The organism is Rhodococcus sp. MEB064 (assembly GCF_000834565.1).
In the GTDB taxonomy this organism is placed as follows: domain Bacteria; phylum Actinomycetota; class Actinomycetes; order Mycobacteriales; family Mycobacteriaceae; genus Rhodococcoides.
In genome coordinates this window covers 29,473-52,949 of sequence record NZ_JXQS01000053.1, presented here as the reverse complement: position 1 = coordinate 52,949, position 23,477 = coordinate 29,473, and the positions used below count along the sequence as shown (strand labels likewise).

The window sequence follows — 23,477 nt, the reverse complement described above, 5'->3', positions numbered from 1 at the left end:
TGCACGCACGGCGGTCAGAGGCAACGACGATGAAGGTAGTGCGATCCAGAAACTCGCCGGAATGGCGACGGAGGGGTGAATACGTCCGCCACGTCGCCACTCCTGTCCGGCGATCCATCGTCGACCACGAGGACGCCGATTTCGTTCATCGGCATGCGGTGAACATTACGACCGACTTGGCAAGATTCTTGCGCTCGTTGCTCGTGGATAGGACAACGGTGAGGGAGCAATCAGGGGAGGCTTCGGACATCGTGAAAACCGTGCTGGATCGGCCGATAGATCGCAAGAACCGGACACGGGAGGCTCAGGACGTGGCGGCGTCGACGACCGTCGACGCCCACACGCGGGCCCCCTCGACGTCGGGGTAGATTGATCCCGGTTCGAAGAGCGGCCCGGTGTTCGCAGAGTCGAAGGCGCTCCGGACATCTGCCACCTCGAACCCGTTCTTGCGGGCGGACGTCTCGACGTCGACCCGACTTCGCTCGGTGGCACCGGCGTTCGTCGAATCCGATACCGGTTGCACAACGACGATCGTTCGTTCCGGATTTACGCGCGATTCCGCGGCACGAGCGAGCGACACCGTTTCCCGCGCAAGCGTCTCAGGCGCTTGGACCGTCCCCGTGTTGACGACCACGGCGTCGACGTCCGTCGGGGTGGGTGGGACCGCATTCGGTAATGCGCCGAGAAGAAAATCGACATTGCGAGCCACCGACACGTTCCAGACCGTCAACGGTTCCCCGGGTGCGTCCCACATTCTGACCGGTGGCAGATAGCCGGATCCGGTAGCGAGATCCCAGTCGCGAACGTCCACGGCACGCGAGTGAGCGATGCCGAGGTCTTGAGCGACCAGTGTCACCCACCCTCCCACGGATTTTCCGGTGTCGTCACCGACGATGAGAATGTTCACCGGCACGGTGGTGTCGTCGAGTTTCGATGCGAACAGTGACGTCGCTGTCGGCCCCTCGTCCGAGGGCGGACCCGCCGAAACGCCGCTCTCGGCTCGGTCGTCGCCAAGTCGCAAGAGCAGGAGTGCGACTACCACGAGCGCTCCTGCTGCGACGAGGGTTGCCACGGTCCTCTTGGAAGCATTCATGTCTGCGCCCCCTTCTCGTCCTTGCCTCGCGCGATGGTCAGTGCACGGCGCAGGACCGCGCGCGCGTGAGCGTCGAAAGCTGCGGCTGCCCGCACTCGCGGCTCTCTGTGCGCCCTGTCGAGTAATGCCTGGACGCGGAAGATCTGAGCGCGCAACGCCAGTCCCGCGGCGACGACCACTCCCCACCGGACAGACGAAGCACGGCCGGACAGTATGCGCAGTGCCGCGAAGTCGTACAGATTGAGAATCCACTGACTGTTGGGAGTGCGCGACGGTGTGCCGTCGCTCCCACCCACCAAATGAGTGGCCGCGACGCCGGTGTCCACCACGCATCGGCCACCGGTGTTCGATACCCGCCAGCAGAAGTCGACGTCCTCTGCATACATGAACCATCGCTCGCTCAACCCGGACAGCTGGTTCCACTGTGGTCTCGCCACCGCGAGGCACCCTCCACTCACCCAGTCGACATCCAGAACGGTGCGGGACGGCATCTGAGAGAGCAGGGTGTAATGGCCGGCGAAAGCCGGAACACGGCGGATGCGGGAGAGTCCGGAATAATGCGTGAACATGCGCCACGTCGTCGGAAACCGTCCGGACGATCCGACGGCGAGTAGTCCTTGCGGGTGCTGCACCACGGGAGCCACGACGGCTCCGGTATCCAGAACACGGTCTGCGAGCTTCCTGATGCCGTCGGCGGAGATGACGGCATCAGGATTGAGGAGCACCAGTACATCGCCTCTCGCAGAGCGCACCGCCGTGTTCACTCCTCGCGCGAAGCCCATGTTGGTATCGCCGCGCAGTAACGTCATCTCGGGAAACCGCGTCGACACCACTGAGCACGTGTCGTCGGTAGACGCGTTGTCGAGAACGACGATCTCCATGTCATCGTGACCCGCGATCGGCGCCAGCGAATCGACGACGACATGGGAGCTGTTGTAGGTCACCATGATCACCGAGATCTTACGACTCACTGGTGCGCTCTTCCACGCAGAACTCGCGCCGGTACGCCACCCACTACGTCCCCCGCGGCGACGTCCTTGGTCACCACCGACCCGGCGCCGATGATCGCACCGTTCCCGATGGTGACCCCGCTCGTGACGACGACGCCCGCGCCGAGCCACACGTCGTCACCGATCACGATCGGAGCTCGGACGAACCCCTGCCGGTTGATGGGCGTGGTCACGTCTCCGGCCGCGTGATCCTCGCTGACGATCACGACGTGGGGACCGAGCAGGCATTGTGCGCCGATGTGCACACCGCCCTGTCCCCAGACGACGTTGTACATGCCTATGGCGGTTCCCTCCCCGACTGTGATCCCGATTCCGGGTTCCGACACGACGCCCGACCCCATGACGGAGGCACCACGGCCCACAGTGACTCCTGCGCCGAGCACGATGCCGTCGCGTGACGTCGCGTCGATCGTCACGGAATCTTCGAAGACGACGCCGGGCCCCACGACCAGTTTGTTCGCGGCGACGACATGGACGCCTCGCCCGCGAAAATGGGGCGCTGATCCGCGGAGGTAGCGAGTGCCCCACGTCTGCCCCCGAATCAATTGACCCCCACGCCTACCGGCTAATCCCACGATCTCGGACAACGCCATGTCGTCGGGTAGATGCCGACGCCGCAGCGCCCAATACGCTCGGTCCATCACAAGTCTCGCGACCATCCCTGCCGTCCTTCGCTCGTTGCTCGAATCGAACCGGCCCGCTCCGGCCGACGACTCGGCCATATGCCGACGCATTCTCTTCACGACATCGCTCCACCTCGGCGTCAGGTCACTGCCCACCGGTGACGCGAATGTGCGACGCGGTGCCGAGACGAAGGCTTGTGAGATCGCCTGCACGTTCGTGGGCTCGACGAACACCGCTCCCCCACCCAAGACCTCACGAAAGACCGGGATGTCGCTGACCAGCAATGGTGCGCCGAAGAATCGGGCCTCCACCGGCGGTAGACCGTAGCCCTCGTCGAGAGAGAGGTAGACGAACAACGTGGCGTTCCGGTAGAGCCAGCTGAGTCGCTCGACACTCACCCGTCCGACGTGGACGATCAATCCCGCATCGATCGCCCGCGTGACGCGGTCATCCGGCGCGTCGCCCAGTCCATCGGCCTCGCCCACGACGACCAGCGGACAATCAGCCGAGAGCGCGCCTTCGGACAGTGCCCCGATGATTGTGCGGTGCAGGTTCTTTCGTGCGTTCAAACGGCCCACTGAAAGGATGTACCGAAACGGGACGATGGTCCAGCCGGGATCGATCTCCGGGCGCGCCTCGGCCAGCTTCGTGGACATTCCCAGTCCGACCGGATGGACGGCGTTCAGAGTGGGGTTGTATCGCAGGATCCGTTGCGCTTCCGTCGTGCTGGACGTGAACCGCACCCGGGCGAAACGCGACAGCGGTGGATACAGGGACAGGTAGGCCAGCTCGATCGGGGTGAACCATTCCGGATTGGATTGGAAGATGCCGTCGTGCAGAAAGACTGCGCCCCTACCGAAGAGGGTGGAGAAGTTCTGGCAGATCACCCAGTCGTACGAGGTCGCCCGAAGAGCGAGTTCGAGTCCGTTCCGGGCCGGGTGCGTGGGCAGGTGGGTGCGGCACCATCCGATACCCGTCGCATCGAAGACCGCAGACTCGTCCGCGTCGGGAAGTCGCGGGAGCGCAAGGGTTATCCGATCGTCGGGGAACGTGGTCCGCCAGGCGGCCACCATTTCGTGAACTGTCACCTTGCCGGACGGCGGTCCGTCGAACCAGTGATAACCGTCGAAAAGGACCTTCACAGAGCCGCCTCATCCGCCACGCGGTGACGCGCGACCCATCGGGGGGTGGCTACCAGCACGACGGCCGAGACCGCTGTACGTGCGACACCGACGACCACCAGAGCGACCACGAGCCCCATCGCGCCCCCGACGGTTACCCCGATCGCCTGCGAGCCGACATCGAGAAGAACCGACGCGATGCGAATCCTGTGAGCAGTTTCCGGCTCTGTGAACATTCGTGCCGCCAACAGCGCGACCTCGAACACTTGGCCCGACACGATGGCGATACCGACCGGCAGGAGATAGTCGAGCGCCACCGCCGGTCCCGCATCGGCAGACACTGTCGCCAGCAGCAGAGCGCCGGACGATCCGCAGACCAGAACGGCTGCCGTCACGCCGACACTCCAGGCCACCCCCACTCCGACCACAGCCTTCGGTCCTTCGGGCGCGACTCGGGCGACGTGTTTGATCACCAGGGGTTGGATTCCCTGGACGACCACGAACGCCGGCGCGAACACCAAGGTGTACGCGTACCGGATGCCGGCCGTGGCGACGTCGTCGTTCACGAGGAACAGAATCAGGGTGGACACCTGACTCCCGATCCCGAGATAGAGGGCCTCCGCCGTCATCCTCCACGCGAAGGACACCCGAGTCCCCTGGTTCGACAACGGGTCGGGGCCCGACTCGGCGCGGCCACACAGGATCACACCCATCACTGTCAGTACGAGCAGGGTCGCGCACCACAGAGGAACGACGAGGCCGGCGGCGGTTCCCGATGCGACGGCCACGCCCGTGGCTCCCCCCAGGACCGCGTACGTGACGCTGATGGCGGCGGACTGGCGATACCTCCCTCGTATGACGAGAACCTGTCGAGGAACGTCGGCCAAGACGACCAGGGCGCACAGTGCGGCGATGGAGACTGCCGCGGCGATGGCGCCGTCGGCCGCTGTCCAACCACCTGTGACGGCCGCCGCGACGCCTGCGAAGGCGACGGCACCCTTCCTGCTCGACACGAGATCGATCGCGGCCTCCGGTGCGACGCCTGCACGCCCGGCCACGATGACGGGCGCATTGATCGCCCATGCTCTCGCCGCCCCCACCGCAATGGCGCCGATCGCTGTTCCGACGGAGACCGCTGCGAACATGGGAATGTCGAGCGCGAGTCCCGCGGTCAGGGTGAAGGCGAAGAAGCCTAAGGACCAGAACCCCTGGTCGACGACACGTACCCCCAGCGTACGAAGACCGGCATCAGACGCGGCCATGAACCCGCACCACACTTTCCCGCACCACAGTGTCGAGCAGGGTGTCGACATCGATCAGCTGCGAGTCATCGACGACGCTCATCGTCAGCACACCACCCGCTCGCTCCGTGTAGACGGTGATGCCTATGCCGGACGGTGTGACGGCCGCAGACATGCAGCACCTCTCGACGGGACTCGACCACGGAAAGTCGTCGTACCCGGGCGTAGGAAGGATGTTGGACAGGGCAATCGAACGGCCGGGTCGGAAGACGTGCGCACCCGTCGCGCCGCCGCGCCGTGTGGTCAGCGCGCGGTGAGGCCGGTAGTCCAACGCCGCTCCCCGAAGGAGGACCGCCAGCGGCGCGGACGATTCGACGAGGGTCGAGAGCCGAGCCGAGATCTCGGCCGGTGACCACTGGGGGTCTCGGAGCCGTCCGATGGTCAGGGCCGGCGCGAAGTTCCCCGACGTCCCGTGCCCGGAGCCGAGATAGCGACGGGCTTCGAACGACATCAGCACGGCGAGGTCGAGATCGTCGGGCACGATGTCGGACGCGCTCCGGAGGACGAGGAGCGACAACGCCGACGCCACGGACAGCTTCTCCCCCGGTGGCGCGACAGATGCTGCATAACGTCGGAGGTCCTCGAGATCGAGAAGCGCAGCAGCCGTGCGCACCGGAGCTCGCGGTTGCGGCTCGGGAGGCACGATCTCCGGGACGTGCTGCCGCGCGGAACTCAGCGCGGCACGCAGCACGCGCGGGCGGAAAAGGCGTGTTCGAGCCACCGCTCTCGGGAGCGCCATGCTGGTGACGAGATCGTCGATCAGTCGGAAGTCCGGCGTACCTGCTGCTGCGGACACCACGGCAACCACCCACGCGTTGCCGGACGTGCCGTCCGAGAACGAGTGGTTAGGTCTCACTCCGATGAACTGGTCCGACACCGTGATCTCCAGCGGGACCTCCGGGGCTGCGAGTTCCATGAGCTCGTCGAACAGTTCCCGTGCACTCGTTGCAGAACTCCGGCGGACGATGCGGTCGAGCACCGCGTCGATCGCGTGACGACCTCGCGGGACATACTCCGTCGCACGGTCTCTATCCACCGACCGAAGCACCGACCGTCCGCGCTCGGACGAGAACAGAGCCCGGAGGCGATCTTCCACGACTGTCTGGTCCGGGAGGTCGAAAGGACCGTAGACCCGCACGTTGTGCAGGAATCGGAACGACACGTTCCGCGGGGTGAGCGGACGCGGCAGCCCTGTTCGTAAAGCGGTCGTCATCGCACGTCCTCCGTTGTCGCCTGTCGGGCGCGAGCGACCCGAGCAAGATCGTCGATCAAGTATCGAAAGCGTGCGGTGGTCCACATGCGAGTGATCGTCCGCGCCATTGCCGCAGCAGCGGCCACGGCATCCGCGACGTCGTCGAGCGTGGTGGTCGGCATGACGTCGACCACCACTCCGGACGTCCCAGCTTCTTCGAGAACGGACGCTGCTCCTGTACCGCCGAAGCAGACCACCGGTAGGCCGACGGCGCTCGCCTCGCCCACAACGCCGCTGGCTCCCTCACGGCCCGAGGTGTGCACGAGAACATCGGCGTGCATCATCTCGTCGATGACGCGTCGGTGGTCGCAGACTCCCGCGAACGTCACACGGGATCGCACCCCCAGTTCGTCGGCCAGGTCCGAGACCTCAGCGGCGAAGTCGACGGTGGCGTCGCCGAGGAACGTCATCCGGGCCTCGGCCAGTTGCGGCCTTGCCAGCAATGCCACCGCGAGTTCGGGTCGCTTGCGGGGAATCAAGTGACCGACCACGAGCAGGCGCAGTGCGCCGGGCGCACGCGGCTCATCACGATCCACCGCGGTGGGGCCGTCGACGACGACGTTGGGGAACACTCGAACCTCCACACCGGTGCTCGACACCGCCGCCGCTGTCGCGGTGTTCTGTGCGATCACCAGATCGCAGCGGCGGGCGATGCTTCGAGCCCGTGTACCCGCGACCCCGTCGCGGGCCCGCTGCATCACCCACTGTCGACGCGACGCCCAGCTTCGTGGCTCCATGCGATAGACGGCAGCGACACCGCCGGCACCGACCGGGCCCCACACCCGCAACACTCCCGGGGCCGACCGCGTGATCGGTGTTGCCAGTATCTCGGTGGCGAAGGTGACATGGTGTGCGAAGAGCACTCGGTGGTCTCGTTCGATCTGCGGGACGCGCCGGGCGGCCAACCGGACCCACACCTCGTGCTCGAATCGTGTGAACGACGGTTCGTGCCAACGGAAGAACGACGGTGCGAAGGGTATGTCGACAGCGACGACCACCAGTCGAGTGCGAAGTCGCTCCGACACACGGCCGTCGACCGCAGCGGCGGATCGCCGGTTGGTGAGCAGAACCACACCCATGTCGTGCTCGTGCGCGTGCTCCAGCGCAGCTGTCAGGAACTGCCAGCCGATTCCCGGCTCGCTGGGCATGTCAGGATGAACGACGAACGCGGACAACAGAATCACTTCTCGGCGGCCGCTCACAATTGCACCTGCGCGCGGAGACGCCGACGATGGATCCTGCGCCCGCGTGGCTTCCGTCGTTGCGCCCCCTGCTGACCCACAGGCCTTTGCTGAGCGACAGGCCCCGCAACCAACGCGAGGAAGACCCACGGGAACGCGAACCATAGAATGTTGGTGAGTGACGCACATGCGGCGAGCGACACGATCAGTGGGATCGCATGGACGGGCCGTGGAATCCTCGACACGATCCCCGCTACCGCGACGAGGAAAGCGATCGACCCGAGCGCCCCGACGTCGTACAGAAGACCCAGCCAGATCGAGCTCAGATAGGCCGCGCCGACGAAGGTCGGATCCACAGGATTGAACTGCGAGAAAGAATTCGCACCCGTACCCCACAGGAAACTCCAGTCTCGCGCTCCGATCTGCGTGATCGCGTCCTGCCACAACAGCATTCGATACGCACCGGTGCCACTGTCGAAGTCGGTCAGATGGGAGATCCTCCACAACAGTGTGTCCTCACCCGATCCGTCGCGAACACCTGCGAGCGCTGCTGCTCCCAGACACAGGCCCATGGTCGCCGCGATGACGGAAATCGGATATCGCCCGACCACCCGGCATGCCGCGAAGAGAAGGATGACGAGCAGAGCACCCCAGGCCGCCCTCGTCTCCGTCAGCAGAAGTGCGATGACGATCGGGACGGCGGCACACCCGAGCCGACGATCCATGATGGGCGTACCGTTCGAAAGATGTTGACCCACATAGTAATACATCACACCCAGCCACGCCGCGCAGAGGCTCCCCATGATGTTGTACTCGAACGCGAGACCACTCACGCGGCGGGAAGGATCCAGAAGCCAGTACCCGATACTCCCGACCGAGATCGACGACAGGATGACGGTCCCACTACGAAGGGCGTACACCCGATCGAACGAGGACAACAGAAGGGGAAAGAACACCACCAGACCGACGAGGAACTGGACGCAGCTTCTGAGGCTGAGAAAAGGACTCGGCGCGACCACCGAACTGGTCATCACTGCGATGAGAACCCAGACGATCATCGCGCCTGCCACAGTCCGTTCTCGACCGCTCATGGAGCGAAAGGAGGTGCCCTCCCGTCTGTGATGCGCCACGAGCGCAGCGACGAACAACGGGACCACGAAGTACTCGGGCCGGAAGGTCGCTCCGGCCACGTCGACGGATGCGCCGTTCGCGCAGACAGCCAGAAACAGGACGCACCATGCGACCCGGATGTCGCGGAGCGACAGCACCGCTGTTCCGACCACAGCGACCAGTGCCAGACCGACGAGAGCCGCGGTGGGGAACGACAGCGCACACAGCGTCGCCACGCACGCCACGACCATCACCGTCGCGCCCTCCCCCGTCCGCGAGGAGGTCATGTCGGGGTGGCGTGGCGCGCGGTCGAGGGATCCTCGTTCGACGAGCTTTCGGCGGTCTGTTCGCTCGGCGCCGTGGGGGCGTCCGGCCTGTAGTCGTACTTGTAGTGCGAGGAATCACGTCCGGAGACAGGCGCCATGGTGATGACGACCCCCAGCAGAGGTGCGTTCACCATGTTCAGGTTGCTCACTGCACGAGCGAGCTCTTCCTTCTTGACGACGCCATGACGAGCGACCAAGAGCGCCCCGTCGCAGTGCGCGGTGAGTACGGCAGCATCAGTGACCGGTAGCAGAGGCGGGGCATCGACGATCACGTAGTCGAACGCAGCCTTCAACTCCGCGAGGGTTCTACGAGCGGTGTCGGAGCCGAGCAGTTCGCTGGGGTTCGGAGGTATGGGCCCGGACGCGAGTATCTGCATACCCGGCATGGTCGTCGACTGAAGGACCTCTTCCGTGGTCGCTTGTCGCGACAGAACGTTCGACAGTCCGACACGGGAAACCAATCCGAGATACTTCGCGACCCGAGGGCGGCGAAGGTCACCCTCGACCAGCGCGACCGTACTTCCGTTCTCCGCCAGAACGGCTGCGAGGTTGATCGAGGTGACCGATTTTCCCTCACCCGGTACGGAACTCGTGACGACGATCAGGCGTGGCGGATTGTCCACCGCGAGGAACTGAAGGTTGGTGCGAAGCTCCCGGAACGCCTCGGCGACGAACGAGCCCGCGTCGTCCTGTGCCATGAGGTGCGACTCACCCAAAGCTTTGTCCATCGGGACTCGGCCGACGATGACGCTGTCGGACACCTCTTCCAGTGTCGACGGATCGATGATGGTCCTGTCCCAGCGCTGGCGCAGTACCGCAGCAGCAAGCCCCACCAGTACGCCCAACACTGTGCCCAGCACGACGTTTCGTGCCGTCTTGGGAGACGACGGTTCGCGGGCGACCTGCGGCTGCTGGACGACGGAGACCTGTGCCGCGGACGCCCCTCCCTCGTCGGGTGTCTCCACCTCGCGTACGAAATCGACGAACTGGACTCCCAGCACGTCTGCGATATCGCGTGCCGACTGAGCGGAACGGTCCGAGACCGTCGCGGTGATCAGGACGGTGTTGGGCTTCGACTCCGCTGCGATCTTCCCGACCAGTTCGTCGGCGGAGAGAGCAAACGTGCCTGCGGTGATGACACGTTCCGCCAACGCTTCCGACGTGAGCAGATCGGTGTATGACGCGACACGTTGCTGCGACGCGAGGTTTCCTTGGTACAACTCGTCGACCGTCTGAGCCGATGTCGACACGAAGAACCTCGTGGTCGATTCATAGATCGGCGTGACTGACACCGAGTACGCGAGTGCTGCCACCGCGCCGGCGAGCGTCGCCAGCAGAATGACCCACCACCGAGTACGTAAGATTCGAACAAATCCCTGTGTTCCCACTGTGCTTGTCTCCCAGCGTCGTCAACGAGATCGTACGACGACAGGAGCGCGATGCCAGGACAACTGCGACGCAGTTCCGACGGTCTTTCGGACCTCCGCCCCGTTCATCGCCCACTGGGCGCCGATACCCCCGTTTCGGGGTCCGATACCTGTGTAGCCAGCGTTTTCGCGAGAACAGCGGTGCGCCGGCCGACGTGAACGGCCGCCAAGGGCGGCTGGACGTCATCGCTCGAACGGCTGCCTTCCGAGCATTGATCCGCAACGACCTCCCCCGGACTCGTTGTTGTCCTGCGGCATGTCATGTGAATCGACCGCGTGTACGGAGTTCGCTGAAACCATCGTCGGCATCACAAGGCTGTGCATCCTCGATCCCGATTCTCAGTCGTGACGACCTGATACCGCCAGGCCTCAGAAAACCAGGGGCTACCCGACCGCACCATGACATAAGTGCACGAACAGCAGTTGCCGACATCGACGCAATTGGTCGGCCGACGTCAACACGGAAACGGGCCCGGCGGCTGTTCGACGGGCGCGAACCGGGCAATCAGAGATGTTTCGGTCGATGTCTTACAAACGGACGGAGGAAACGCCGCACACGCCTTTGATGAAGAGTTGCGTGATCGCGCGCACGGCGGGTCTGTCCATTAGTGTCACCGCTGTCGCCAGGGCGAACGACGGACCAACGAAACGAGTGCATCATGATCGGCCGCACGGTGTGCATCATCGGTACTCGTGGCTATCCCAGCTACTACGGCGGCTTCGAGACATTGCTTCGGCATCTCGCGCCATTTCTGGTCGAACGGGGCTGGAACGTCGTCGTATACGGCCGTCCCGGCGCCACTGTCGACCGACCCGAGGGTATGGACGACGGCGTGATAAGCGTGGAGACACGAGGAATCGAATCCCGATCTCTCAGCACCCTCACCTACGGAATGACCTCGACCGTCCACGCTGTGATGATGACACCGAAACCGGACGTGGCCCTCGTCCTGAATGTAGCCAACGGTTTTTGGTTGCCGATGCTGAGAGCCCGCAACATTCCCTCGCTCGTCAATGTCGACGGCATCGAGTGGGAAAGAGAGAAATGGGGCCGGGCGGCACGAAGCGTCTTTCGCGTCGGTGGATCGTTGACGGCTCGATATGCCGACGACCTGGTCTACGACTCCACCTCTCTCGGCGACCGGTGGTACGAGAAGTTCGGTCGCGAGGGCGTGTTCATTCCCTACGGCGGCGTTTTCCGCGATTACGGCCCCACCCGCGACGGACTGACACGCCGCGGCTATGTGCTGATGGTCGCCCGGTTCGTTCCCGAGAATTCGATCGACCAGTTTCTCGACGCCGCACGAATTCTGGGTAGCCGCTGGCCGATCGTCATCGTCGGGTCGTCGGGGTACGGCGGTGAGATCGAGGACCGTGTGACGGCGCTGACGACCGAGTGCACCAACGTGAGGTGGTACGGGCATGTCAGCGACGACGATGCCTTGTTCGCTCTGTGGGAGAACGCCGGCGCGTATTTCCACGGCCACAGCGTCGGAGGTACCAATCCCGCCCTGGTTCAAGCGATGGCGTGCGGAGCCCCCACTGTCGCACGGGACACCGCATACAACCGAGAAGTCCTCGGGCCTCATGCCGAGTACGTCACCCCCGACCCGGACGCAATCGTCCGAGGCATCGATGCGCTGATGAGCAGTTCGGCCCGGCAGGAGCAGTTGAGCGCCGGAGTATCGAGGCGTGCGAGAGAGAAATACACATGGGACGACGTGTGCACGTCGTACGACATGGCGCTCACCCGGTTGGCGACCCAGCCGTCACCCTCGCGTGTAGCGGCAAGCCGCACACGTGCAGGCGCGGTCGCGATGTTCCGCGGTGCGTCTCGCTGACTCGGTGACGCTCGCCGACCTCGAAGAACCGAGTCTGAGCAATGCCGCGAGTGCGACAAACCGGGTTCCGGTTCGTTTCAGTGGCAACATACCGGCCATTATGCCTGGTTCGACCTGTCAGGATCAAGAACGCGCGGCCTTACCGCCGACCCGAACCGGATCTACTCGCGCAAGGTGCCGATGTGCTCCCTGAACCATCCGACGGTGGAGACGATGCCCTCCTGCAGGCTCACCCGCGGCCTCCACCCGCTGTTCGTCAACGTCGATACGTCGAGGAGCTTCCGCGGGGTGCCGTCAGGCTTCGAGGTGTCCCACTCGATGGACCCCGTGTATCCGACGGCCGACGCGACCGTCTCGGAAATCTCCTTGATCGTCTGGTCCTCACCGGTGCCGACATTCACCTGCTGCGGACCGTCGAAGTTCTCGAGTAGATGGAGGCAGGCAGCGGCCATGTCGTCCACGTGGAGGAACTCCCGACGCGGTGATCCTGTCCCCCAATTGGTGACACTCGGCGCGCCGGCCTTCGCGGCCTCGTCGAAACGACGGATCAACGCCGGCAGAACGTGCGAACCCGTCGGGGAGAAGTTGTCGCCCGGCCCGTAGAGATTGGTGGGCATCGCCGAGATCCACGGGAGCCCGTACTGTCGCCTGACGGCCTGGATCTGCAGGATGCCGGCGATCTTGGCGATGGCGTACGCGTCGTTGGTCGGCTCCAGCAGGCCGGTCAGCAGAGAATCTTCCCGAATCGGCTGATCAGCGAACTTCGGATAGATGCAGGACGAGCCGAGAAAAAGCACACGTTGCACCTTGTGCTCGAGGGCGGCGTCCAGAACATTCACCTGAATTTGCAGATTTTCGCTCAGAAAGTCGACCGGGTACGTGCTGTTGGCCATGATCCCGCCGACCTTGGCGGCAGCGAGGATCACCACGTCCGGCGTCGACTCGGCGAAGAAGCCGAACACCGCCTGACGGTTCTTCAGATCCAGCTCGGACGACGTCCGGCCGACTAGGTTGGTGAATCCCTGATCCTCGAAATGACGCCACAGCGACGACCCGACCAGTCCCCGATGGCCGGCGATGTACACCGTCGAGGAACGATCGAGGGCGGTCGGCACGAAGTCGAGCAGCTCTTCAGGCATACGACGTCACTTCCAGTCGGGGAGCGCGGGCGAGTCGATCCACGGCCGCCCTTCGTGTTCCAGAGCGGCAATGTCTGCGTCCACCATGATCTTGGCGAGCTCGGGCGTGTGCACCGAGGCCTTCCACCCCAGCTTACTTTCGGCCTTGCTCGCATCTCCCACGAGCGCATCCACCTCGGTGGGGCGCAGGTAGCGCTCGTCGAACTTGACGTGCTCCTCCCAGTCCAAGCCGGCGTGTTCGAACGCGGTGGTGAGGAAGTCGCGCACGCTGTAGTTGCCGCCGGTGGCAAGCACGAAGTCCTCCGGCTCGTCCGCCTGCAGCATCCGCCACATGCCCTCGACGTACTCGGGTGCGTAACCCCAGTCGCGGATGGCATCGAGGTTGCCCATGTAGAGGTGCTTCTCGGTTCCCGCCTTGATGCGGGCGACCGCACGCGTGATCTTCCGGGTGACGAACGTTTCGCCTCGACGGGGCGATTCATGGTTGAACAGGATGCCGTTGACTGCGAACAGGCCGTACGCCTCGCGGTAGTTGCGCGTCACCCAGTAGGAGTAGACCTTCGCCGCTCCGTACGGCGACCGAGGGTAGAACAGCGTGTCCTCGTTCTGCGGAGGCGGAGACGCACCGAACATCTCCGAGCTCGACGCCTGGTAGAAGCGGCACTGCACGCCGGCCAGACGGACCGCTTCGAGGAGGCGGATGGAACCGATGCCCGTCGTGTCGCCCGTGTGCTCGGGCTCGTCGAAGCTCACGCGGACATGAGACTGAGCACCCAAGTTGTAGACCTCGTCCGGGCGAATCTCCGACATCAGGGTCACCAGGCGCGCACCGTCGCTCAAATCTCCGTAATGAAGGAACAACTTGGCGTCAGGATCGTGAGGATCCACATAAAGGTGGTTGATTCTCGAGGTATTGAAACTAGATGACCGCCGGATGAGCCCATGGACAACATAGCCCTTGCTCAGAAGCAGCTCGGCAAGGTAAGAACCGTCTTGCCCGGTAATTCCCGTTATCAGAGCAGTTTTCACGACGGTTCCCCTACTGTATCGAACGGCATGTGACGCGTAATCTTAATCACGACAGCAACTCTCGGGCGACTCGAGCGACGAAAACCTAATGCCTGACGCTGTTTACGAACTTCTACCAAGCAACACGCCTCGAGTAGCGAGCTACAACCGGTCAGACTAATATCACCTCACACAGTAACGAGATCGTGATAATCGAACGTGCAGGTCGATCGCGCGTCAGGGGGTTCGGCAGTGTCCAGCGCAGGCAACAACATACGTACAGACACCACACGAGTCTCCGTCGGATCCGTGCCTTTCGAGGTGACCTCGCTCACAAAAGCGACATCGACAGTGATGGCTCTCGCGCGAGATCAATCCGCGCAGCCCATTCGCCTCGCTAATGCGTATTGCGTCGCGGCTGCCAACAGCGATGACAACTACATGGAAATCCTTCGCGGCCCGGGCATGAACTTCCCCGACGGGTCACCTGTTGTGTGGTTCATGCGGCGATCGAAGGGCATCGGCCAGCGACCCGGACGCGTTCGTGGACCCTCGCTGTTCGCTCAGTGCCTGGACGAAGGCCGTGAGCACGACGTCAAGCACTTCTTCGTAGGAACTACCACCTCCACTCTCGAGCTGCTCCAGTCCGAGGCGGAACGCCGATACCCCGGCCTTGAGATCACCGGAACGTACGCACCGAAGTTCGCGCCGGTCAGTAACGAGATGATCCAGGAGATTGCTGACGAGGTGAACGCTCGGGAGTCCGACATAATATGGATCGCGATGGGCACACCCAAACAGGACTTTGTCGCAGCTGCCTTGGCGCCTCTCGTCAACAAACCCTGCATCGGCGTGGGCGCGGCATTCGACTTCATCGCTGGCACCAGCAAAGAAGCTCCGTTATGGGTCCAGCGTAGCAGTTTCGAATGGTTGTATCGATTTGCCAGTGAGCCTAGACGGCTGTGGCGCCGATATCTTTTCGGGAATATACAATTTATTAAAGCCGCCTTCCGGCAACAAGAATGAAAATAGCCATCGTCCACAGTTTCTACCGGTCTGACAACCCCAGTGGCGAAAACAACGTGGTCTGCGCGCAGATCGACGCCCTGAAGGAAGCTGGTCACGACGTTGCGGTCCTGGCAAAACACACGGACGATCTGCTCGATCAACCGGGATATAAGTACAAGGCAGCATTGACCGCGGCAACGGGGCACGGCGACGACCCCACCGCCATGCTACGTAGTTTCAATCCGGACATCGTTCACGTTCATAATCTCTTCCCGAACTGGGGGACAAGATGGCTGCGTGGTTGGCCAGGTCCTATCATCGCAACCTTGCACAACTACCGCACAGTCTGCGCGAACGGTTTATTGTGGCGCGACGGACACGATTGCCACCTCTGTCCAACCACCGGGTCGACATCATCGCTTACACACGCCTGTTACCAAAATAGCCGTTACGCGACCTTGCCCTTGACAATCTCTACGCGAGGCCGGGGGAAGCACTCGGACATACTCAATCACGCCGATGCATTAATAACATTGAACCGGTCAGCCTATGCATTCTATTCAGGACTGTTACCGGCTAAAAAAGTTTACGAAGTCCCGAACTTTGCGGCCGCTCCGCCCCGGACAGTCGCTTCCCAGACCGGACGTTGGGCATATGTCGGACGGATGACTGAAGAAAAAGGTATACCCTGGCTTTTGAAACAGTGGCCCGACGATCAAGAATTAGACCTGGTGGGATCTGGACCCATCGTCACTGACATTCAAGACGAAGCGCTTCACAGACCTAACATACATTTTCACGGTCCAAAACCGCACAACGAAGCTATCGATCTAATCGCAGGAGCAAAGGGGCTCATAATTCCGAGTCTATGGTCAGAGGGGATACCTACCGTTGCCTTAGAAGCGCTATCGCTCGGGACACCCCTCGTTTTGTCATCGCACATCAGTGCCGCGGAAAACCTCACAAGCGGAGGCGCGGGGATCATTCTGAATATGAACGAACAAATGTTCGATCTCTCGTATCATCTCGGAACGATGGAAGGCAACTTAGTGTCGATGAGTAGCGCGGCCAGATCTCTGCACCAATCAAGGTACTCGACCGATGCTTGGTTGGCCCTAATTAGCTCAGTCTACTCAGAGGCCCTCATTTCGAGGGACACGCTGTCGTGAAACACAAGCTTTGACACACCAACTTGCAGAAGTCCTGAGGCGGAGATGTTCTGCGTTGAGTCTGAAAGATTCAGCCGTGGCTAAGCCGGTCTTTCATTCTCGCCAGGATTGCCCGTGCGCAATCTCGTGTTACCTTCCAGGCGGTATTTCGCGGTACTCCGACCCAACGTCCTAATGTCGCCCGGTCCGCAGCACCTGAGCTGCTACGAACAAGCTGCGATCCTCGTCGCCGTTTCACGTAGTCAACATATAGACGATTAATACCATACTTTTTTTCGGCCGGCAGATGCCACAACGCCAGGTGCAGATCATCACTACAGACATTCCTCCATTTCAGGGGTTGAGTCCACAGGCGCCTGACAAAAGAATCAGCGTTCCCTATCGGGAAGTCCATACTCGCGAACGCTAAACTCAAAACGTGAGCTTCCTCGCAAACAACGCTCGTATCGCTCCGGTGCAACTCGAAGATTCTTCGTACGATATCCTCGGATGTACTAATCAGTTCACCGAGTTTGGTCCACTCGATACCGACGAACTCCCCACCGATATAGACAACATCTGCACACCGGGCCAAACCAATGCGCACCGCCAGGTCAGACATGCCCGACCGAGTCAGGCCATTTACTTTGTCCATCTCCTCGTAGCCCACCACGTAGGATGCGCTTCCGGATTTAGAGAGCTCAGCCCACATCCTTTCAGCTGCATCGGCTCCCGTCCATATCACGTCACTGTCCGACATAATCAACAAGTCGCCGGAGTTCATAGTCGAACTTATACATTTCAAGGCATCGAATAAGTAGAATTGGTTCCACCAACTCTTGGTCCACGTCGCTGGCGGCATGAAGGCATAACTCGAAGTAATGACCTCCACCCCCAAGGATGCGACGACACTGCGGAGTACATCAGACACGTCTGTTTGACCCGTATCTTCGCGATTCACGACGAGAATGAGGCGAGCGCCAGGGTTCGTTTCACGAGCCGATACGAAAAAAGTTACCAAACAACGCCTGTAAACGTCCAAGAATTTATCCGAGGACGCATCTCCCCTTACTTGGGCATACTCACCGCTGGCAGTTTCGTGCATGTACAGCCATGTCGCGATAGTGCGGGTCATAGCGGGATCGACTTGCTTACGGGACGTGCGGGTATTCCTACCCACGTCTCATGCGGGGGTACGTCGCAAGTCACAACCGAGTTTGCACCAATTCTTGCGCCGTTACCGATGACTCGACCCGACTCGCCTGACAGCACCACCGCTCCCGCACCGATTATTGCACCTCTACCTACCAAGATGGGCCCCATCGGTTTATGAGCCGCCGCGCGGCCTATCGTTACTCCGTGGAAGATAGTGACGTCATCCTCGATGGTAGTCCGTGGGTGAATGACAACTCCAAGCCCACGATGCGATATCTGCACGCGGTGCCCAATCTGGACGCCATAAGGTATGTCACATCCGTACAGATAAAGCACCTCTCGGCACAATTTCCTCAATATGCGAAATCTTTGAAGCCGGAGCAGTCTCACTGGCAAACATTCGCTATCGCGCCGACGTTGCATCATGAGAGCCTACCTCTGCGATCGAGGGTGGGAACCGGAGCTCCACCGCTGGCTGTTTTTCCTGCGTACCACTGCCGCTTCGAACGAGAACTGCTTCTAGGTAGTCCGGCGAGGAGTAAAAGAACCACGGATGGAGCGCTAGTTCCCATTAGGCCACTGGTCACCATCCCGGCAGTGGCACTTGCACAGATAAAGATGATTTTGGATTGAAGCGGTATGTCAGCAGTGAGCACACTCACTAATAAAGCAAATAACAGTATTAGTAATACAAGAGCTGCTGCTGCACCGCCGGTAATCCACGAATCGAGAAGCGAGTTCTCAGCAGGCTGGCCCAAGGAGGCCGAACGCGCTAATGAAAAACTAGCTGCGTCAGAGTTCCATGCCAAACCAAGACCCCATCCCGACCATTCGTCGCTGACGGACAGAAGGCGCGACCAGATTGAGGTCCGACCTGTACCTGAGCGAGCTCCCGCTAAATCTCCGTCAAACAAATATTCTAAAATTGCTGTAAAGATATTTTTGCCGAAGAAGACCAACAACACTGCCACCGCTGAAACACGCCACAAACGCCACTGGTCACGTCGCAGCAAAACGACCAACACGATCGACAGGAGCACAGCGATCAAAGAATTGCGATTGTAACTGAGAACCAGAGCCACCACGAAGAGCATCGACGATGCAACCATCAAGATCGCGCGTTTCCTGAAGAGGATCCACGATGCGCCCAGTCCGAAGCACGCGAGAAACCCTACTGCACTCGCATGGGACCCACCGTCCGTGAGGTGAGTCCCTGACGTACTGCCACCAGGAAACGCGATTGCCGCGAGAGAACTCAGTACTGCGGCCACAAAGACTATCTTCGGACTTGAGTCACGATCCCAACACACAAGAACGAGGCTCAAGCACACTAGGGCGAGCAGCTGAGACGGATATTTTAGTAGCGCAAGGTCAGAGCCAACACTCAGCGTAACCAGGAAATATACAAACATCATGGTCACGTACAGCGCAAGGCAGACAACGAGGTGACGCGGAATGCCAAAGATCCTCGGTTGTCCCAGTGCGACTACCAACACCAGTGAAGCGGACAGCAGAAGTACTCCCAACTTGGCCGTTTCGGACGCGATCGGCGCGAGGACTCCACGACCGTTCAAGCCGGTTACGAACACCGCAACGCCGATGCCCACCTCAGCGACCAAGATCTGTCTCGCGGATCGCTGCTCACGCCTACCTAGCGAGAGCTTCACGTCGTGCCCAACATCGGTCTGCACTAGCTCTTCTCCTTCGGCTTCATCAAGTCCGGTATTACCAATGAGAAAAGTGAGACCGAACCCGCACTCAGTGAGCCTAGCCCAAGGCCGGCAGTTCCGATGATTAGAACGCCTGGGATCGATATAAGGGGGTCGAGAATTGCCCCCGCTACGCGTATCGGAAGCCACCGCCTCGAGGATTGTTGGACCCTAATCCTCACCATATAGATTGCGGAGAAACTGCTGATGACACCGGCAAGAACGAGAACTGCGAGTACCCATACTGCTGAATTGAATTCAGCGAAACCCAAGCTGCTAAGAATTCCGAGGGGATTGACCAACCAAAAAACGATGATTGCCACTCCGGCACTTCCAATGAGACTGCAGCAGGCAGCCGAGCTGTTCAGCACGCTCCGACGATTCGTAACGTTCATTTTCGGAATAACTATCAGAACCAGTAACGACGCCATGAGCGTAACTGGAGTCAGTAAGAGCTGCATGGACCTGAACTCTCCGACCGTGGTCGGTGAAACAGCTAGTCCGATCACGAGTTGCGACACTTGAGCTAAACCAAAAATTGACACAGCCTCCGCGGCGACTGCCCCGACACCCGCCACACTGTCTGTTGCATCGGTTGTGCGAAGCCTCGCGCATACTGCGATCACGAGTAACGAGCACGCTGCGGTGCCGACCGATAACGCGACGAAATCTATGAGCGCAGAATTGCCCAAGCCCCTGGTCTTCACCAGGACATACCCCGCAACAGGGCCGACCAGCCATATCAGATCGCTGCCAAGTACGACCACCGGGCGACTCTGCCCGAAAAGTGTGAAACGCCAGAAATCCTGGAATAGCGATACTGGCGTCAACGCCGCCACCAGCAGCAACCAAACATCGGCGCCATTCACGAGTGCCATAGCAAAGCTCGCGGACGTCGCCGTACCAATCAGCATCACCTGAAAGAGGAGCAAACCAGGGACCGACACCGGGTTAGCGCCACGAACCACAGTCTGGGAGAGCACCTGTCTCTGTATTGCCAAGCCGGCAACAGCCGGAATCGAGACCAGGGTGTAAAGACCGAGGGCTGAGAGACCAGCTACTGTTTGTATACCAACTGGGAAGAGGAAATTTGTGGCTCCGGTTGCTACGACGCTCAGTGTGGTCGCAACGGTAACTGAGGCTGGTCTACGAACCATGCCCACTTACAATCCGTCGCAGGTTTTCAGATTGACCTTCCGCCGTCCATGCCTCGTGCCGGAGGCGCCACTCATCGACCATCTGCTGAAGGTCCAATGCACCGAATTTACCCGCGAGGTCGTCAGCGTTAGAAAAATCGAAGCCGATCCCACGGGTTCGTATCCATCTGACCGAGTCATACGCTCCAGTCATGACGGCCTGGGGTGCGGCGGCGCATACACCGAGCGCGAATCGAGAGGACATGCCGTTTCGTACACGCCTCTTTAACAACCGCGTGGGCGTGTTGTACAGATTGATGTGCACTTTGTGCGCCGCGATTATATCGGTAAGGCCACCACGGAGGAGTTCACCGTTGCTCAACCGCTGATACAGCGAAAACCCGCGGTTCCGTAATTCGAAGTCGTAGTGGTTATCACCGGTCTCGCCGACTGTCACTTGGTGGCCGAGCTGGAGCAGCCGCTGCAGCGTGGGGCCCACTCTATCTTTGACCATTTTCTTATCATCCGAAAACATCAGGTCGGATCTACCCGTGAAGATAAAGTCGCATGTACGAGACGACACAGGTTTGAAATTCGCTGAGTGGATTGAACTAGGGAACGGCTGCACAAGTGCATGAGATTCAAGCTTCCCCAAGAAGGACAGCCTTCGGACGTCCTTCGTCATCGCGTCGGAGTACGTAAGCGATGCGTCGAGGAAGTGGCGAGCCCGCAGCGAAGACGCTGTCTCGCGTAACGCTCCTAGTATCCCGGACGCGTTAGGAAACGTGTCCACTATCAAAATTCGGCGCGCATGCCGGTATTCACGCAGTGCCCACGAACGGGCGGCAGTCTCTATCCCCCACCAAACTAGCACTGTGTCGACCTGCTGCGACGCGGTAATTGCCGAGGCCTGTTGCCGGGTGACCCAATTGCTTCGAACTTCGCCGGACCCGCGCAGCCAAGTCTCGTCTGCGCGCTCGCATACTGCTACAACGTTGAAACCAGCGATCTCAAGGGCGGAGCGCCACGCTTCCGCGAGTGGGTTACGGAGGCTCTCGGCTTCGAGCACTACGCACGGTTCGTTCATACTGCTGTACTTCTCGGGAAAATTTGTGCTGGATTTCCGCGTACAACGCTGTCCGCTGGTACGGACTTCGTCAGCACAGCGCCGGACCCGATGATCGTTCGGTCTCCCACGTCTATGTCGCCGATGACGATCGAGTTAGACCCGAATTCGACGTCATCGCCAATACGGGGAGCAGGCAAACCAGGCCCGAGGTGACCGATGGTGACCCCGTGCCTCAGGATGACGCGATCTCCCAGTATTGCTTTGTCGTTGATGACCAGAGCTGTGCCGTGGTATAGACGAGTCGAGTGTCCAATAGTCGTTTTCCACGGGATTTCGATTCCCAACACCCACTCGATAATGACTCTGTAAAGCACTCCGTAGATGGGTGTGAGTACAGGAATATTCGGCTGACGACTCCGCAAGGCGTGCCCGAGTCGGAAAGCTACGAGAACGAAACAACCTTTTGGATTGCCAACATTGACAGAAATGTCGGACTTTACAAGCCTCCGCAGAGCAGCGAACCCCGTCGTCACTGATCTCCTCCATCCCGTGTGGTTAGAACCTTGTATACGCCGGCCTGGAAGTTGTCGGCCATCGACTCGACGCTGTACCTGTCGTTAGAACCTCTGCACGATTCAGCCAATTTTTCTTGCCGTTTTGGATTGTTGATCAGGTCCACCACGGCCCTGATAAAAGCGGGTTCGTCATCGTCCGTGGTGATCGAGTTGCTTTCGTCAAGGTACTCGTACTCCGGAGCATGCCAAGGCCACGCTGTCGTGATAATCGGGATTCCGAGGGCGAAGGAGTCGATCGCAACCAATCCCACACGGCCCGGCATCAAGATTGCTTTCACACCTGTCACGGACTCCGGGTCACCGTGAAGTGCGCCTGCGCCGTTGTATTCCAGCCACGGTTCGAGCGCAGCTTGCTCCACCATCGTGCGCATCTGGCCATCGCCTTTGACAATCAACCGGAAGTGGGAATTGATTTCATAGATACGGCGACAGCAGTCGAGTAGAAAGTCGATTCTTTTCGCACCGTCGAGGCCGCCGACATACAAAGCGCGCCAAGTACCCGAGGCGTCTTGTTTCACGCAGTCTCGCAGGCGCACTAGAGGCATTGCGTCGATCGTATTATTGAGTACAGTGCATTTTTCTTGGTCGATACCGTTTGACGTGGCTCTCGTCGCACTACCTTCGGTGTACGCGAAGTACCACGACGCATGCCGAAGCATCCAGCGCTGCAGCGCAATAGAGAGCCGCGAAGCCGGTTGCGTGATAGTCATCCCGTGCCCCCACAGTGCTATCTTCCTCCCGGTGAGCGTTGCCCAGCAGATTAGAAGATAAGACTCTAGGTTTTTCACTGCATGTTCGATGACGATCAAATCGGAAAGCAAGAGCTTGGTTCGCGGTATGCGGATAAGTATTCGCTTCGCGGCAAGTGGGATCTCGATCTGCCGAAGATGAATCAGTGGAAAGCCGTGAACAAGATCATTGCGCGATCTATCCGCGCCGGCGGGCATCCCACTGAATACAACGACGTCCGTGTGGTTCAATTTGAGTTTTTGCGTCAGCACCACGAGGAAAGGAGCGCGGTATGAATTGACGTAGGGAAGGAGTATCGCGACGGAGGACCCCCGGTCCCGAGATGAAGAGCTACTCATGATATCGAGATCCTCGATTGGCTAATACATTCGCATGAAATTTGTTCTTCGCTTCTTCGCTAAGGTAGGAAATAGTGTCGAGACCCTGTCGCAAGGCAATTGCATGCGAGCTTAAAGAACTGTACCCGTGACACCAATCTGCGTCGTCAGAACCGC

The 23,477-nt window shown here is 60.7% G+C and carries 19 protein-coding genes; 3 read left to right on the top strand and 16 right to left on the bottom strand.

Annotation, left to right across the window (positions count from 1 at the left end; genetic code table 11):
- Nucleotides 1–304: 304 nt before the first annotated feature.
- The 8 genes from RU01_RS18410 to RU01_RS18370 are packed head-to-tail and all read right to left on the bottom strand — an operon-like array spanning nt 305 to nt 10,406.
- Complete coding sequence (locus RU01_RS18410) at nt 305–1,093, bottom strand: hypothetical protein (RefSeq protein WP_042576036.1); 789 nt, start codon at nt 1,091–1,093, stop codon at nt 305–307.
- Nucleotides 1,090–2,064 carry a glycosyltransferase gene (locus RU01_RS18405; protein ID WP_082043236.1) on the bottom strand — a complete coding sequence of 325 codons (975 nt, stop codon included), beginning with the start codon at nt 2,062–2,064 and terminating at the stop codon, nt 1,090–1,092. The genes RU01_RS18410 and RU01_RS18405 overlap by 4 nt, the downstream gene beginning before the upstream one ends.
- On the bottom strand, nt 2,061–3,869 hold the full coding sequence (locus RU01_RS22615; RefSeq protein WP_082043235.1) for a glycosyltransferase: 1,809 nt from the start codon (nt 3,867–3,869) through the stop codon (nt 2,061–2,063). Before RU01_RS22615 ends, RU01_RS18405 begins: the two co-directional genes overlap by 4 nt.
- Nucleotides 3,866–5,110 (bottom strand): hypothetical protein, encoded by a 1,245-nt coding sequence (locus tag RU01_RS18390; RefSeq protein WP_042576035.1) that lies wholly within the window; start codon nt 5,108–5,110, stop codon nt 3,866–3,868. Before RU01_RS18390 ends, RU01_RS22615 begins: the two co-directional genes overlap by 4 nt.
- On the bottom strand, nt 5,097–6,362 hold the full coding sequence (locus tag RU01_RS18385) for a hypothetical protein (protein WP_156148993.1): 1,266 nt from the start codon (nt 6,360–6,362) through the stop codon (nt 5,097–5,099). Before RU01_RS18385 ends, RU01_RS18390 begins: the two co-directional genes overlap by 14 nt.
- On the bottom strand, nt 6,359–7,603 hold the full coding sequence (locus RU01_RS18380; protein WP_197074818.1) for a glycosyltransferase: 1,245 nt from the start codon (nt 7,601–7,603) through the stop codon (nt 6,359–6,361). Before RU01_RS18380 ends, RU01_RS18385 begins: the two co-directional genes overlap by 4 nt.
- Nucleotides 7,600–8,979, bottom strand: coding sequence for an O-antigen ligase family protein (locus tag RU01_RS23245; protein WP_042576032.1), 1,380 nt, complete (start codon nt 8,977–8,979; stop codon nt 7,600–7,602). Before RU01_RS23245 ends, RU01_RS18380 begins: the two co-directional genes overlap by 4 nt.
- On the bottom strand, nt 8,976–10,406 hold the full coding sequence (locus tag RU01_RS18370) for a polysaccharide biosynthesis tyrosine autokinase (RefSeq protein ID WP_052493365.1): 1,431 nt from the start codon (nt 10,404–10,406) through the stop codon (nt 8,976–8,978). The genes RU01_RS23245 and RU01_RS18370 overlap by 4 nt, the downstream gene beginning before the upstream one ends.
- A gap of 698 nt (nt 10,407–11,104) precedes the next feature.
- On the opposite strand from RU01_RS18370, the gene RU01_RS18365 reads away from it, so the two are divergent.
- On the top strand, nt 11,105–12,286 hold the full coding sequence (locus RU01_RS18365; protein ID WP_082043233.1) for a glycosyltransferase: 1,182 nt from the start codon (nt 11,105–11,107) through the stop codon (nt 12,284–12,286).
- 161 nt (nt 12,287–12,447) lie between these two features.
- Here the strand turns inward: RU01_RS18365 and RU01_RS18360 are convergent, their stop codons facing one another.
- On the bottom strand, nt 12,448–13,425 hold the full coding sequence (locus tag RU01_RS18360; RefSeq protein WP_042576031.1) for a GDP-L-fucose synthase family protein: 978 nt from the start codon (nt 13,423–13,425) through the stop codon (nt 12,448–12,450).
- Nucleotides 13,426–13,431: 6 nt separating this feature from the next.
- Nucleotides 13,432–14,454: a GDP-mannose 4,6-dehydratase gene (gmd, locus tag RU01_RS18355; RefSeq protein WP_042576030.1), complete on the bottom strand. Its 1,023-nt coding sequence runs from the start codon at nt 14,452–14,454 to the stop codon at nt 13,432–13,434.
- A 288-nt stretch (nt 14,455–14,742) separates the two neighbouring features.
- Between gmd and RU01_RS18350 the strand changes: the two genes are divergently transcribed.
- Nucleotides 14,743–15,459, top strand: a complete 717-nt coding sequence (locus tag RU01_RS18350) for a WecB/TagA/CpsF family glycosyltransferase (RefSeq protein ID WP_231568766.1) — start codon at nt 14,743–14,745, stop codon at nt 15,457–15,459.
- Nucleotides 15,456–16,610 (top strand): glycosyltransferase family 4 protein, encoded by a 1,155-nt coding sequence (locus RU01_RS23550; RefSeq protein WP_082043232.1) that lies wholly within the window; start codon nt 15,456–15,458, stop codon nt 16,608–16,610. The genes RU01_RS18350 and RU01_RS23550 overlap by 4 nt, the downstream gene beginning before the upstream one ends.
- A 70-nt stretch (nt 16,611–16,680) precedes the next feature.
- Here RU01_RS23550 and RU01_RS22970 read toward each other — a convergent pair whose 3' ends face one another.
- The 6 genes from RU01_RS22970 to RU01_RS18335 all read right to left on the bottom strand — a co-directional run bounded on the left by RU01_RS22970 (nt 16,681) and on the right by RU01_RS18335 (nt 23,237).
- Nucleotides 16,681–17,373 carry a hypothetical protein gene (locus RU01_RS22970; RefSeq protein ID WP_156148992.1) on the bottom strand — a complete coding sequence of 231 codons (693 nt, stop codon included), beginning with the start codon at nt 17,371–17,373 and terminating at the stop codon, nt 16,681–16,683.
- A gap of 793 nt (nt 17,374–18,166) precedes the next feature.
- Complete coding sequence (locus tag RU01_RS23240; RefSeq protein WP_197074816.1) at nt 18,167–18,826, bottom strand: O-antigen ligase family protein; 660 nt, start codon at nt 18,824–18,826, stop codon at nt 18,167–18,169.
- A gap of 608 nt (nt 18,827–19,434) precedes the next feature.
- Nucleotides 19,435–20,616: a hypothetical protein gene (locus tag RU01_RS18345; protein WP_156148989.1), complete on the bottom strand. Its 1,182-nt coding sequence runs from the start codon at nt 20,614–20,616 to the stop codon at nt 19,435–19,437.
- Complete coding sequence (locus tag RU01_RS18340) at nt 20,600–21,274, bottom strand: hypothetical protein (protein ID WP_042576028.1); 675 nt, start codon at nt 21,272–21,274, stop codon at nt 20,600–20,602. The genes RU01_RS18345 and RU01_RS18340 overlap by 17 nt, the downstream gene beginning before the upstream one ends.
- A gap of 398 nt (nt 21,275–21,672) precedes the next feature.
- Nucleotides 21,673–22,005, bottom strand: a complete 333-nt coding sequence (locus RU01_RS22605) for a serine acetyltransferase (RefSeq protein ID WP_231568765.1) — start codon at nt 22,003–22,005, stop codon at nt 21,673–21,675.
- 182 nt (nt 22,006–22,187) lie between these two features.
- Nucleotides 22,188–23,237, bottom strand: coding sequence for a glycosyltransferase (locus tag RU01_RS18335; protein ID WP_052493364.1), 1,050 nt, complete (start codon nt 23,235–23,237; stop codon nt 22,188–22,190).
- Nucleotides 23,238–23,477 lie beyond the last annotated feature (240 nt).